General features: G+C 62.3%; 12 protein-coding genes and 1 pseudogene. 6 read left to right on the top strand and 7 right to left on the bottom strand.

Annotated features, from left to right (window positions below):
* Positions 1 to 104 precede the first annotated feature (104 nt).
* The 3 genes from C2U40_RS10580 to C2U40_RS10590 all read left to right on the top strand — a co-directional run bounded on the left by C2U40_RS10580 (position 105) and on the right by C2U40_RS10590 (position 2,653).
* On the top strand, positions 105 to 1,298 hold the full coding sequence (locus tag C2U40_RS10580; RefSeq protein ID WP_043163732.1) for an aromatic amino acid transport family protein: 1,194 nt from the start codon (positions 105 to 107) through the stop codon (positions 1,296 to 1,298).
* A 261-nt stretch (positions 1,299 to 1,559) separates the two neighbouring features.
* Positions 1,560 to 1,964 carry an antitoxin Xre-like helix-turn-helix domain-containing protein gene (locus C2U40_RS10585; protein ID WP_103826848.1) on the top strand — a complete coding sequence of 135 codons (405 nt, stop codon included), beginning with the start codon at positions 1,560 to 1,562 and terminating at the stop codon, positions 1,962 to 1,964.
* Positions 1,964 to 2,653 carry an RES family NAD+ phosphorylase gene (locus tag C2U40_RS10590; RefSeq protein WP_103826847.1) on the top strand — a complete coding sequence of 230 codons (690 nt, stop codon included), beginning with the start codon at positions 1,964 to 1,966 and terminating at the stop codon, positions 2,651 to 2,653. Before C2U40_RS10585 ends, C2U40_RS10590 begins: the two co-directional genes overlap by 1 nt.
* Positions 2,654 to 2,759: 106 nt before the next feature.
* Here the strand turns inward: C2U40_RS10590 and C2U40_RS10595 are convergent, their stop codons facing one another.
* Entirely contained in the window at positions 2,760 to 4,160 is a 1,401-nt protein-coding gene (locus C2U40_RS10595) for a DEAD/DEAH box helicase (RefSeq protein ID WP_103826846.1), read from the bottom strand.
* Between the two features lie 323 nt (positions 4,161 to 4,483).
* Here C2U40_RS10595 and C2U40_RS10600 point away from each other — a divergent pair, with 323 nt between their 5' ends.
* Positions 4,484 to 5,299 carry a substrate-binding periplasmic protein gene (locus C2U40_RS10600; RefSeq protein ID WP_103826845.1) on the top strand — a complete coding sequence of 272 codons (816 nt, stop codon included), beginning with the start codon at positions 4,484 to 4,486 and terminating at the stop codon, positions 5,297 to 5,299.
* A 100-nt stretch (positions 5,300 to 5,399) separates the two neighbouring features.
* Here C2U40_RS10600 and aroC read toward each other — a convergent pair whose 3' ends face one another.
* Together aroC and prmB are read right to left on the bottom strand one after the other, a co-directional pair.
* The gene (gene aroC, locus C2U40_RS10605) at positions 5,400 to 6,488 is read right to left on the bottom strand and encodes a chorismate synthase (protein WP_016350634.1); all 1,089 of its coding nucleotides are present in this window, start codon (positions 6,486 to 6,488) and stop codon (positions 5,400 to 5,402) included.
* A 12-nt stretch (positions 6,489 to 6,500) separates the two neighbouring features.
* Positions 6,501 to 7,436: a 50S ribosomal protein L3 N(5)-glutamine methyltransferase gene (prmB, locus tag C2U40_RS10610; RefSeq protein ID WP_103826897.1), complete on the bottom strand. Its 936-nt coding sequence runs from the start codon at positions 7,434 to 7,436 to the stop codon at positions 6,501 to 6,503.
* Between the two features lie 65 nt (positions 7,437 to 7,501).
* Between prmB and smrB the strand changes: the two genes are divergently transcribed.
* Positions 7,502 to 8,026: an endonuclease SmrB gene (gene smrB / locus C2U40_RS10615; protein ID WP_011706199.1), complete on the top strand. Its 525-nt coding sequence runs from the start codon at positions 7,502 to 7,504 to the stop codon at positions 8,024 to 8,026.
* 97 nt (positions 8,027 to 8,123) lie between these two features.
* Here smrB and C2U40_RS10620 read toward each other — a convergent pair whose 3' ends face one another.
* Positions 8,124 to 8,534: an SRPBCC family protein gene (locus tag C2U40_RS10620; RefSeq protein ID WP_103826844.1), complete on the bottom strand. Its 411-nt coding sequence runs from the start codon at positions 8,532 to 8,534 to the stop codon at positions 8,124 to 8,126.
* A 221-nt stretch (positions 8,535 to 8,755) separates the two neighbouring features.
* Here C2U40_RS10620 and C2U40_RS10625 point away from each other — a divergent pair, with 221 nt between their 5' ends.
* Positions 8,756 to 10,051: a sensor domain-containing diguanylate cyclase gene (locus C2U40_RS10625; protein WP_103826843.1), complete on the top strand. Its 1,296-nt coding sequence runs from the start codon at positions 8,756 to 8,758 to the stop codon at positions 10,049 to 10,051.
* 54 nt (positions 10,052 to 10,105) lie between these two features.
* Here C2U40_RS10625 and C2U40_RS10630 read toward each other — a convergent pair.
* The 3 genes and pseudogenes from C2U40_RS10630 to C2U40_RS10640 all read right to left on the bottom strand — a co-directional run bounded on the left by C2U40_RS10630 (position 10,106) and on the right by C2U40_RS10640 (position 11,675).
* Positions 10,106 to 10,710, bottom strand: a pseudogene (locus C2U40_RS10630) (histidine phosphatase family protein).
* 49 nt (positions 10,711 to 10,759) lie between these two features.
* Positions 10,760 to 11,158: a GFA family protein gene (locus C2U40_RS10635; protein WP_039215002.1), complete on the bottom strand. Its 399-nt coding sequence runs from the start codon at positions 11,156 to 11,158 to the stop codon at positions 10,760 to 10,762.
* A 136-nt stretch (positions 11,159 to 11,294) separates the two neighbouring features.
* Positions 11,295 to 11,675, bottom strand: a complete 381-nt coding sequence (locus tag C2U40_RS10640) for a VOC family protein (RefSeq protein ID WP_103826841.1) — start codon at positions 11,673 to 11,675, stop codon at positions 11,295 to 11,297.
* Positions 11,676 to 12,085 lie beyond the last annotated feature (410 nt).

Below are 12,085 nucleotides of genomic sequence, written 5' to 3' on the forward strand. Positions count from 1 at the left end.
TTAACTCCGATATTGCTAGCCTCCGGTCTCGACCCCGGAGGCGCCTTGCCAACACCTCATATGCCTGCTGCGCACGGCGCAGTTTCTCGATTCGGATGGACACCATGAATACCAAAACCCTGGGATGTACCCTGTTGATTGCCGGCACCACCATAGGCGCCGGCATGCTGGCCCTGCCGCTGGCCTCCTCCTCCCTTGGCGGGCCCGCCACCCTGCTGCTGATGATCGGCCTGTGGGGCCTGATGGCCTTTACCGCCATGCTGCAGGTGGAAGCCAGCCTCAACACTGGCAAGTGGTACCTGCACCAGCTGGCGGATCACCTGCTCGGCCCCTGGGGCAAGCGCATTGCCTCCTTCTGCATCCTGATGCTGTTCTACTCGCTGGCCTCCGCCTACATCAGCGGCGGCAGCAGCCTGCTGGCCCAGGCACTGGCCGATGCCGGCCTGCCCCTCAGCCAGGAGCAGGCGGCCTGGGCCTTTACCCTGCTGTTTGGCGGCATGGTCTGCGTCGGCACCAAACAGGTGGATTACCTCAACCGACTGATGTTCACCGTCAAGCTGGTGATCATGGTGGCCGTCCTCGGGCTGCTGCTGCCGCGCGCAGAGGGGCAGCACCTGCTCTCCATGCCGCTCGGTCAGGGCTTGTTGCTGGCGGGCCTGCCGGTCATCTTCACCTCGTTCGGTTTTCACGGCTCCATCCCGAGCGTGATGCTCTACCTGGGGGACTGCCCCAAGCAGCTGCGTCGGGTCTTCGTGTGGGGCTCCGCCCTGCCGCTCATCCTCTACGTGCTGTGGCAAATCGCCATCCTGGGGCTGCTCGGTCAGCAATCCCTGATCCAGACCGGCGGGGCGCTGGACAGCCTGCTGGCCAACGTCGGCAATCTGGTGAGCTGGCCCGCCTTCAACCAGGCGATGCACCTGTTCGCCGATCTGGCGCTGGCCACCTCCTTCCTCGGGGTGACGCTGGGACTGTTCGACTTCATGGCCAAGGTGACTCGTCGCAAGGACAACTGGCAGGGCCGCACCCAGACCGGCCTCATCACCTTTGTGCCGCCCCTGCTGTTTGCCCTCTACTTCCCGCAGGGCTTCATCATGGCGCTCGGCTACGCCGCCATCGCGCTGGCGGTGCTGGCGGTGCTGCTGCCGGTGGCCCTGGTGTGGCAGAGCCGCAAGCAGGCCGAGGCGCACCACTACCGCGCCCCGGGCGGCGTGCTGGCTCTGGGCCTTGCCGGTGCCATGGGGGTGCTGATCGTCGGGGTGCAGATAAGCGTCAGCATGGGACTGCTGCCCGCGCTCTAAGCCAGAGCCGGTATTGCATGCCCCGATAGCAAAAAAGCAAAAGCCCCGCCAACCCAGTTGGCGGGGCTTTTTCTATACCATCGGTATATGCCATCGATATAAAGAGGTCCGCCAGCACGGTGATCATCTCCCTGATGCATCAAACGTTCATATATGCACCATGTATCGACACTCTGTATATATATGAACAATTCTTGTACACTGATAACAGATCGCCTTCTTGGCAACAGAACACACGCTCAATTCAGCAAGGAGCCTGACATGGTCGCAACCGCACACCTTCAACGGCAAGATGGCGCCGTTGATCCCAGCAAGGCGCTGCCGGTGGTGTTTCGCATCCTCGACAAATGGCAGTGCAACACAGATGAACAGTTGCGACTGCTCGGTATATCTTCGCGTTCAACCTTGAACAAGTACAAAGAGTCCCACGGCGGGATCAGACTGAGTGCGGATCTACAGGAGCGAATGAGCTACCTGCTCAACATTCACAAGAGCCTGCGGGTGTTGTTCAGCGCGGACGAGAGCATCTATGGCTGGGTACGCAAGTCCAACAGCCACCCCTTCTTCGCCGGCCGCAGCGCCATGGAGGTGATGCAAGGTGGCCGCGTGGCCGATCTCTATGAGGTCGCTACCCGCCTGCACGCCTGGCGCGGAGGCATGGCCTGATGCAGACTCCCCCGCAGCGTGCATTCAAGGACGAGTCCGCCTACCGGATCATCCCGAGCCGCTACCCCACCATCTGCCTCTATGAGGATGTGGCCAACGCCGACGAGCTGGAGGCGGTCTGGGCCATCGAGGCATTGACCAACGACAGGCTGAGGGAAGAGGCCGGCGAGCTGACGCGGGTACCGAAAGCGGACTGGCTGGTGGGCTTGCCCGGCGGCAGCCATGTGATGGCCGCCTTCACCCACCTCAATCCGGGGGGGGCCCGCTTCACCACCGGCGATGTTGGCGGTTATTACTGCGCTCCCAGCCTCGACACCGCCATCAAGGAGACGGTCTACCACCAGGAGCGCGTCTTCGGCTACACCCGTGAACCCGCCCAGAAGGTGCAGATGCGGGTGATCCATGCCGAGTTCAGCGCCAGCCTGGTTGACATTACCGGCGAGGCCTTTCTCGCCACACCGCTCTACCATGCGACCGACTACGGGTATTCCCAGGCCTTCGCTCGCGAGCAGAAAGCCCTGGATGTGGACGGTATCTGTTATCGCTCGGTGCGCCACAGCGGCCACAACTGCTACCTGCTCTATCGCCCGCGCCTGGTCAGCCGCGTTCATCAGCCCCGCCATCTGGAGTACCACTGGAACGGCAGCGCCATCGCCAACGTGCTGCAGATCACCCTCTATGGCGAGTGACGGGCACTGCCCGCCTCACTCGGCCGATTCCCGGATATAGAAAAGCCCCGCCAGATTGGCGGGGCTTTTTACATCAACCGAGCGAGGGAGCAGGCTCCCAGGCCGCTTACTGGTTGTGGGTAGCGCGACGGGGACGACGAGCCTGAGCCGGTTTGCCGGCGCCGCCTTCCGGACGCTGACCGCCCTGGGGTTTGGGCTTGCCAGCGTTGCCGGAGCGGTTACCGCCGCCATTGCCACCGTTGGCAGAGCGACCGGCACCCTGACGCTGGCCTTGACCTTGCGGGCGCGGCGCACGGCGCTGCTCGCTCGGATCGCGCGGCTCTTTGCGCAGCGGCGCGCCGATGCCACGGGCGATGTTGTCGAGGGTCTCGCGGGAGGCTTCAAAACCGGCCACCTGCTCGCACGGAATGTTCTGCTTGGTCAGCCGCTCGATGGCCTTGATGAGCTTGCCTTCATCGGCAGCAACCAGGGAGATGGCGTGACCGGCGGCGCCAGCACGGCCGGTACGGCCGATACGGTGCACGTAATCTTCCGCCACGTTCGGCAGCTCGAAGTTGACTACCTGCGGCAACTTGTCGATGTCCAGGCCACGGGCGGCGATGTCGGTCGCCACCAGCACCTTGACGCTGCCATCCTTGAAACCGGCCAGGGCGCGGGTACGGGCACCCTGGCTCTTGTTGCCGTGGATGGCGGCGGCGCTGACGCCGTTCTTGTCGAGGGTCTCGGCAACGCGGTTGGCCATGTGCTTGGTACGGGTGAACACCAGCACCTGCTGCCAGTTGTTGCTGGTGACCAGGTGGCTCAGCAGGGCAATCTTGTTGGCCTTGTCACAGGGGTGTACCAGCTGCTCGATACGCTCGGCGGTGCTGTTGCGCGGGGTCACTTCGATCACCGCCGGGTTGTCCAGCAGGCCGGTGGCCAGCTCGCGGATCTCGTCGGCGAAGGTGGCGGAGAACAGCAGATTCTGGCGCTTCTTCGGCAGCAGGGCCAGGATGCGGCGGATGTCGCGGATAAAGCCCATGTCGAGCATGCGATCCGCTTCGTCCAGCACCAGGATTTCCACTTCGTCGAACTTGACGGCGTTCTGGTTGTACAGATCCATCAGGCGGCCCGGGCAGGCCACCAGCACGTCCAGACCACGGCGGGTGGCCATCATCTGCGGGTTGATGCTCACGCCGCCAAATACCACGTGGCTGCGGATCGGCAGGTGTTTGCCGTAGTTGCGCACGCTCTCGCCCACCTGGGCGGCCAGCTCGCGAGTCGGGGTCAGCACCAGGGCACGGATGCGATTCGGGGAGACCTTGCGCTTGCTTTCAGTCAGACGCTGCAGCATCGGCAGGGTAAAACCTGCGGTCTTGCCGGTCCCGGTCTGGGCGGCGGCCATCAGATCACGGCCAGCCAGTACCGCCGGGATCGCTTGTTGCTGAATGGGAGACGGGGTGTCGTAGCCTTGCTCGGCAACGGCACGCAACAAGGGTTCGGCCAGACCGAGGGAAGTAAAACTCATAGTTACCTGCTAGGGATAGGGGCGCCGACAATCCGGGATGGGGCTCCTCTGCTGAGCCGATGCCATCTCGCCAGACTCGGGCCTGTTGAGAACACAACGATTTCCCCGGGGAGCAGAGCAAAGGGGAAAGAATAGGGGCGCAGTCTAACGGAGTTATTGAGGAGAAACGAGAAAAATGTGACGTTCCTCCCAGCATGTTTGCCAAAAGCAGGTCACCGTCCCGCCCGGAAAAGCCGCTCAAGAACTCATTCGAATCAGGCTATGCTTGATGCCAGATAACGGCGATACCGCCGCATCCGTCCTGTACAAGGAGGTTCAGGTTCATGCGTGTTCATCTTCTGTCGGCCACCCCTGGCTGGCTCTTGCTCTCCCTGCTGGCGATTGGGCTCTCTCTGCCGCTGCAGGCCAAGCCCAGGTTGTCAGTGGCCTGGAGCCACTGGCCACCGTTCAGTTACATCAATCCCCAGGGGACGCTGGATGGACTGGACGTCACCCTGACCCGCCAGATCCTGAGTCAGGCGGGGCTGGAATCCCACTTTCGCAACCTGCCCTGGGCCAGGGCCATCCATCTGCTCGAGCAGCAGCAGCTGGACGTGGCCATGGGGGCGCTCGATACGCCGGAGCGGCGCGCCTTTGCCCGCTTCTCGGTGCCCTATCGGCGCAGTACCTTCGTGCTGCTGAGCAACAACCCCATCCCGGGCCAGCGTGATCCCTGGCTGGCGGTGTCAGACCTGTCACAGCTTTGCCAGCAAAGCCAGCTGCGCCTTGGCAAGCTGCGCGGCACCCGCCCCATCCAGCTGATGGAAGCGTGTCCCGCCCTCAAGAACGCGAGCGAATACAACGCAGATGACCGACTGGTCGATCTGCTGCTGGCCCGTCGGCTGGACGGCGTCATCATGGAGTGGCAATACGCCCGCTACCGGCTGCAACAGCTGGGGGCCGACGGCTTTATCCGCTGTCAGTTGCTGCTCCATCACCAGCCGGTCAGCCTGATGTTTGCCAGCTCGGCCGTCACCGATGCGCAGCTCGCCCGGGTCAATGAGGTGATTGCCGGCCTGCCCCCACCCGGCCGTGACGTGGCACCGCCCCCCTGCCGGCTCGACAACCCGGCGGCTGAGCAGGTGGCCCCCGGCCAGTGATCCAGCGCGATGAATACCCATGAAAAAGGCGACCCGGAGGTCGCCTTTTGACTGTGTCTGTGGCTGCACCACGCGATCAGCCGAGCGGTGAGCAGGCCGATCAGCGCAGTTGCGGGGTATGGGTCAGCACGCCCTGATTCTGGGCACGGTGGCGCAGCAGGTGATCCATCAGCACCAGTGCCAGCATCGCCTCGGCGATGGGCACGGCACGGATGCCGACGCAAGGATCGTGGCGCCCCTTGGTGATCATCTCGGTGGCCTCACCCTCGGTGGTGATTGTCTTGCCCGGTACCGTGATGCTGGAGGTGGGCTTTAAGCCTAAGCTCACCACGATGTCCTGACCCGACGAGATGCCGCCCAGAATGCCGCCCGCATGGTTGCTGGCAAAGCCGGCCGGGGTCATCTCGTCGCGGTGCTCGGAGCCTTTTTGCTCCACCACCGCAAACCCGTCACCGATCTCCACCCCTTTCACCGCATTGATGCCCATCATGGCGTGGGCGATGTCGGCGTCGAGCCGGTCGAACACCGGCTCACCGAGGCCCACCGGCACATTGCTGGCGATGACCTGCACCTTGGCACCGATACTGTTGCCCTCTTTTTTCAGGTCGCGCATGTATTGATCGAGCGCTTCCAGTTTGCCCGCATCGGGGAAGAAGAAGGGATTCTGCTCGATCTGCGCCGCGTCGAAGGCTTCTGCCTTGATGGGGCCGAGCTGGGAGAGGAAACCGGTGATCTCGATGCCGTGCACCTGTTTCAGGTACTTCTTGGCAATGGCCCCCGCCGCCACCCGCATCGCGGTTTCACGGGCGGAGGAGCGACCGCCGCCGCGATAGTCGCGCTGGCCGTACTTCTGGTGATAGGTGTAATCGGCGTGGCCCGGACGGAACAAGTCCTTGATGTCGGAGTAGTCCTTGGAGCGCTGATCGGTGTTCTCGATCAAGAGCCCGATGGAGGTGCCGGTGGTCTTGCCCTCGAACACCCCGGAGAGGATCTTCACCTCGTCCGGCTCGCGGCGCGGCGTGGTGTAGCGGGAGGTGCCGGGCTTGCGCCGGTCCAGATCCCCCTGCAGATCCGCTTCGCTGATCTCCAGTCCCGGCGGGCAGCCGTCGACCACGGCGCCCAGCGCCAGGCCGTGACTCTCGCCGAAGGTCGTCACACGAAAGAGTTGGCCGAAACTGTTCCCTGCCATGAGTGCTCCTGCTTAGCTCTTGTAAATCGCGAAATGGTCCTGGTATTGCACCAGATCGGCACGGCTCATCACGAACACGCCGTGACCGCCGTTCTCGAACTCGACCCAGGTAAAGGGCACGTCCGGGAACTGGGCTTCCAGATGGATCATGCTGTTGCCCACCTCGACCACCAGCACGCCATCCTCTTTGAGGAAGTCGGCGGCATTGGCCAGCAGGCGTTTGGTGAGCTTGAGGCCGTCGGAGCCGGAGGCCAGCGCCAGCTCGGGTTCGTGACGAAACTCGTCCGGCAGATCCGACATGTCTTCGGAATCCACGTAGGGCGGGTTGGAGACGATGAGATCGTACTTGTCGCCGACCGGCAGATCGCGGAACAGATCGGAGCGGATCGGAATGACCTGCTGCTCCAGCCCGTGATCGTTGATGTTGCGCTCGGCCACGTTGAGGGCATCGACGCTGATGTCGATGGCATCCACTTCGGCTTGTGGGAACTCGTGGGCCATGATGATGGCGATGCAGCCGGAGCCGGTGCACAGGTCCATGATCCGGGTCGGTTCATGCTTGAGGAAGGGAGCGAAGCGGTTGGCCACCATCTCGGCGATGGGGGAACGGGGAATGAGCACCCGCTCGTCCACGTAGAACTCCCAACCGGCATACCAGGCCTTGTTGGTCAGGTAGGCGGCCGGTACCCGCTCCTGCACGCGGCGGATGATGAGCTCGGCGATGCGGTGCCGTTCGCTGGTGGTCAGACGGGAGTGGCGCATGCCCGGATCCACGTCCGGCGGCAGATGTAGCGCGGGCAGTACCAGCTGCACGGCTTCATCCCAGGCGTTGTCGGTACCATGTCCGTAGAAGATCCCGGCGTCGTTGAAACGACTCATGGCCCAGCGCAACATGTCCTGGATGGTGTGCATCTCGGCAACCACCTCATCGATAAATATCTTGTCCAAATCCACCTCCAAGTCGAGTAATATCCGGCCCGAGAATTCTATACAGCGAGCAAGACGAGTACCTGATGAAAAAAACGCCCTCACCGACAGACGAGGAAACCCAGCTGTTCCGCGATGCGATAAAAGGTACCCGGAAAATCAAGCAAGATACCATAAGGGCCGACCTGCGCCCGGTCAAGCAGAAACGCGAACTGCGTGAGAGCCGCGAAAAGCTTGGGGTTGACCACTATTTCAGCGATGAGTACCAACCCCATCTCGAGGCCGATGGGCCGACCCGTTACGTGCGCGAAGATGTGTCAAAATTCGAGCTGAAAAAGCTCAAGCGCGGCAGCTATCCACCCGAGATCTACCTCGACCTGCACGGCATGAACCAGCAGCAGGCCAAACAGGAGCTGGCGGCCCTGCTGACCCTCTGCCAAAAAGAGAACATCCACGTCGCCTCCGTGATGCACGGCATCGGCAAACACATCCTCAAGCAGCGCATTCCAAGCTGGCTGGCCCAGCACCCCAACGTGCAGGCGTTCCATCAGGCCCCCCGCGAGTGGGGCGGCGACAGCGCCATCCTGGTGCTGCTGGATATCGAGGAGTAGCCCTCGTCCTCTGGCATGCTCTGACGCACGTGCAAAGCAGCATAAAAAAAACCACCGCGACCTGGCGGTGGTTTTTTTATGGGCGCAGGCGCCTCCCCTAGCCTGCCGCCTCCACATAACGCTTGAAGTTGTTTAGGATCCCCTGCCAGCCCGCCTGCTGCTGGGCCGGGGTGTGGCTCGTCTCGGCATCGAAGGTTTCCTGCACCCAGGTGCCACCCGGTTCGCTCGCAAACTGCACATCCACCTCGCGCCCGTCATCCATCACGAACGAGAGGCGGGTCGGCGCCTCCACCCGGGTAAAGGTGCCGGTGAAATCAAAACCGGCGCTGCCATCCTTGGCGGCCATGTGATGACAGAAACGCCCGCCCACCACCAAGTCGACCCGGCTACCGGTGGTGTGCCAGTCGCTGGAGGCCGCATTCCATCTGGCGATGCAGTCCGGATCGTTCCAGGCCCACCAGACGGCCTCTATCTCCTGCTCGATATGTGCCTCGATGCTGATCTTCATGACGCGCTCCGTGCCAGTTTGCTGTGGGATGACTGGCCATGCCGGCCAGCTCGCTTGCGGATGCCAGCAAGTAAAGCCCAGTCGATGGCGTCGAGCCAGTCCATCTGGCGGGGCTCATCACCGCCAATCCAGTGGCAAGGCGTTGCTTCTGCCTGCGGGACAAGGATCAAAAACGGCCGCACTATACTGAATATCAATACGTTATTCGCCATGGAGGTTGCATGTTCACACAGGGTTCCCATGCCGACATCAAGTCGTCTCTCGATGCCATCGGTGCCGCCGTTGCGGTGTTTTCCCTCGACGACGACGATCGCTTTACCCTGGTCTCCGCCAACGATACCTTTGCCCAAGCCTTTGAACTGGACGTGCTCGGCAGCATCGGCAAGCGCCTGAACGAAATGTTTCCCCGCTACATCACCGGCAGCATCGAGCAGCCGATGCACGAGTGCGTGAGCCAGCAGACGGGGCTCGAGAGCGAACTGCCCATCGACACCCTGTCGCGCACCAGCTGGTGGCGTTTCGTCATCTCCCCCATCATTCCCGAGCAGTCACGCATCACCCGCATCATGGTCACCGCCATCGACATCACTGCCAAAAAGCAGCTGGAGGAGGCGCTCAAGATGAGCCGCAAGCGCTTCGAGGCGGTGGTCAACTCCGCCTACGACGGCATCATCAGCGTCAGCAGCGAGTCGCGTATCGAACTTATCAACACCGCCGCCTGCGAGATGTTCGGGGTGGACGAGAGCTACCTCGGCAAACGGCTGGAGACCCTGCTGCCTCAGCGCTTTCGAGCCAACCACGACGGCTACTTCAAGGCCTTCAGCAACTCCCCCATCAACTCGCGCCCCATGCATGCCCGCGCCTCCGTGATGGGGCTGCGCCGCGACGGCAGCGAATTTCCGCTGGAGGTGACCATCGCCAAGATCAATCTGGGCCAGACCACCGAGATGACCGCCATCCTGCGGGATATCTCGGAGCGGGCCCGGCTGGTGGAGGAGCTCAAGGTGGCGGCGACCACGGATCCCCTTACCGGGATCGCCAACCGGCGCCGCTTCGACGAGCTGGTCAAGCTGGAGATGCAGCGCTGCCAGCGCTTCGGTCACACCATGAGCCTGCTGTTGATCGACATCGATCACTTCAAGCAGATCAACGACACCTATGGCCATCAGCAAGGGGATCAGGCCATTCTCAGCCTGGTAAGACGGGTCGCCAAACAACTGCGGGAGGTGGACATGCTGGGCCGCTGGGGCGGCGAGGAGTTCATCTTGCTGCTGCCGGAAACCTCGCTGGAGCTGGCCTGGGCCAGTGCGGAGCGGATCCGCCTCGCCGTCGAGTCGCAGCTGCATCAGCTGGGCGCAGGCACCGAGGTGCCGCTCACCATCAGCATCGGCATCAGTGCCAGCCTGGGCCCGCAGGATACGGTGGAACGCATGGTGCGCCGGGCCGATACCGCCCTCTATCTGGCCAAGAAACAGGGGCGCAACTGCTCAAGGAAGGCACTGCCAGATTCCCCCTGACAGACAATACACGCCAGGCCTGAGAAACCACTCAGCAGGCCTGGCGCTTCCGGCTCAATTCAAGGCCGTGGCGCCATGTTCACAAGGTCCGGTCTGGCAAAGAAACCCAGCGACACCTCCAGCACGGCCCCGTTGGCCAGCTGCCACTCGAAGAAGTCGTCAAATCCCGCCACGGTCAGCGCCCGGATCACCTTGGCCACCACGCCGTGCGCCACCAGCAACACCCGTTCCTGACGGCCGCTCTGCGCCAGTTCCGCCAGTCCCTGCCCGACCCGGGCAATGACTTCGTCCAGCGATTCTCCGCCAGGTGGCGCCTCGGCCCAGCGCCGGGTGATGTTGCGTGCCCACAGCGCAGGGTAACGCTCCCTCGCCTCTTGCTGGGTCAGCCCCTCGAACACCCCGACATGGCGCTCGCGAAAAGCGGGGGCGAGCATTACCGGCAACTCCAGCTCGTCCGCCACCAGGGCCGCACTTTGCCGTGCCCGCAGCAAGGGGGAACTCAGCAGCCGCTGAAACGGGGCCTGCGCCAAGGCCAGCGCCCTTGCCTGGGCGCTGATCTGGGCCACCCCGGTGTCGCTCAGACCGATATCCAGCGCTCCCTGATAGCGCTCCTCGGCATTGGCCGGGGTTTGCCCATGGCGCATCACCACCAGTTGCATTGTCTGTTCCTTTGATTGCGACCGATGCTCGCGCTGCCTCGCCCCGTTCTCACGGCTTGGGCGCAAACTGCTCGAACACCTGCTGACCGGTCAGGGTCGGTGTCTCGTTTTTCAGCTCGTAGAAATCCGGCTTTTCGTCGATGAAGATCTGGCTCGCCAGCTGGAAGGATTCGCTCTGAAACAGGCCGGCCGGCACTATGTACTCATCCGTCGGCAACAGGTGATAGAAAAGATGGGTACCGCAGGTGGGGCAAAATCCTCGCTCCGCCCACTCCGAGGAGCGATAGGCCACCGGGGTAAGCCCGCGAAAGCGCACCTCCTTGCCACAGTGCACCGCAAACAGGGGGCCGCCCGACCAGCGCCGACAGGTGCTGCAGTGACACAACCCCACCTCTTGGTGATCGCCGGCCGAGACTTCAATCCCGCCGCACAGACAATGTCCCTTCATCACGCCTCCTTGCGTCTTGTTGTCGCTTGCCGTCGCTGACATGACCGCGCCATTGCAGCCACTGCCGGATCAGATGAGTACCATGTTGCGCCCTCGTCGGCCACCGCCCTCATCACAAAACCGGCTGCGGGATGGCTCACGAGGCCGGTAGCCAACGCTCCTGCAATGCAATCCGGTTGCCTTCCAGGTCCTGAAACTCGGCCACCTTGATGCCCTCCCCAACCTGAGTCACCGGATAGAGCTGCCGGGCCCCGGCCGCCTGGGCCGTCGCCATCACCCGCTCAATCTCGCTGACCGCGAGATAGATCCGCGTGCCGTCGATACTGGGCACATAGCTCTCCCCTTTGGCCAAGGCGCCGGAGCAACCCTCCACCCCTTCTGTCAGCGGGAACAGCGCCATCTCGTTGCCATCAATCTGGGTCAATTCAAACTCGATGCCAAACACACGGCGGTAAAATGCCGTGGCACGCGCCATATCCGTCACCGGGATTTCAAAATGCATGGCAATATTGAACATGAAGTCTCCTCTGATTTTCACTCATCGACACAGTGATACCTCATTGCGGGGTAACGGCCAATGCTTTTTAACCGCTGGATATGCCTGCTTCCATAGAGATGAATATTCGGGCGATGGGTACCTGGCGAAAAAAGGAGGCAGCACAATAACACCTGGCAGTCACCAATGTCGGCCCTCATAAATACTATCCGATGACACACAGCCCAGATTAAAAACAGCACCAGATCGATACTTCTAACTGACCATCATCACGATAAATCACTGTCGCCAGCTATTTTCATCACCAGACATACTTATACGCTGATAAACATCCAGTGCCGCATCCACCCCACCCAATTAGACACTGACTTTATTTTTACAGGCCAAATATCAAAAAGGGGGACAATATGTCCCCCGACTTGACAAGAGAG

It is taken from the genome of Aeromonas sp. ASNIH4 (assembly GCF_002934425.1).
GTDB classification, from domain to species: Bacteria; Pseudomonadota; Gammaproteobacteria; order Enterobacterales; family Aeromonadaceae; genus Aeromonas; species Aeromonas hydrophila.

Coding starts and splice junctions, on each gene's coding strand:
- C2U40_RS10585 (WP_103826848.1), top strand. CDS start 1,560: ATGGTCGCAACCGCACACCTTCAACGGCAAGATGGCGCCGTTGATCCC.
- C2U40_RS10620 (WP_103826844.1), bottom strand. CDS start 8,534: ATGAAGATCAGCATCGAGGCACATATCGAGCAGGAGATAGAGGCCGTC.
- C2U40_RS10600 (WP_103826845.1), top strand. CDS start 4,484: ATGCGTGTTCATCTTCTGTCGGCCACCCCTGGCTGGCTCTTGCTCTCC.
- smrB (WP_011706199.1), top strand. CDS start 7,502: ATGAAAAAAACGCCCTCACCGACAGACGAGGAAACCCAGCTGTTCCGC.
- C2U40_RS10625 (WP_103826843.1), top strand. CDS start 8,756: ATGTTCACACAGGGTTCCCATGCCGACATCAAGTCGTCTCTCGATGCC.
- C2U40_RS10635 (WP_039215002.1), bottom strand. CDS start 11,158: ATGAAGGGACATTGTCTGTGCGGCGGGATTGAAGTCTCGGCCGGCGAT.
- aroC (WP_016350634.1), bottom strand. CDS start 6,488: ATGGCAGGGAACAGTTTCGGCCAACTCTTTCGTGTGACGACCTTCGGC.
- C2U40_RS10595 (WP_103826846.1), bottom strand. CDS start 4,160: ATGAGTTTTACTTCCCTCGGTCTGGCCGAACCCTTGTTGCGTGCCGTT.
- C2U40_RS10580 (WP_043163732.1), top strand. CDS start 105: ATGAATACCAAAACCCTGGGATGTACCCTGTTGATTGCCGGCACCACC.
- C2U40_RS10640 (WP_103826841.1), bottom strand. CDS start 11,675: ATGTTCAATATTGCCATGCATTTTGAAATCCCGGTGACGGATATGGCG.
- C2U40_RS10590 (WP_103826847.1), top strand. CDS start 1,964: ATGCAGACTCCCCCGCAGCGTGCATTCAAGGACGAGTCCGCCTACCGG.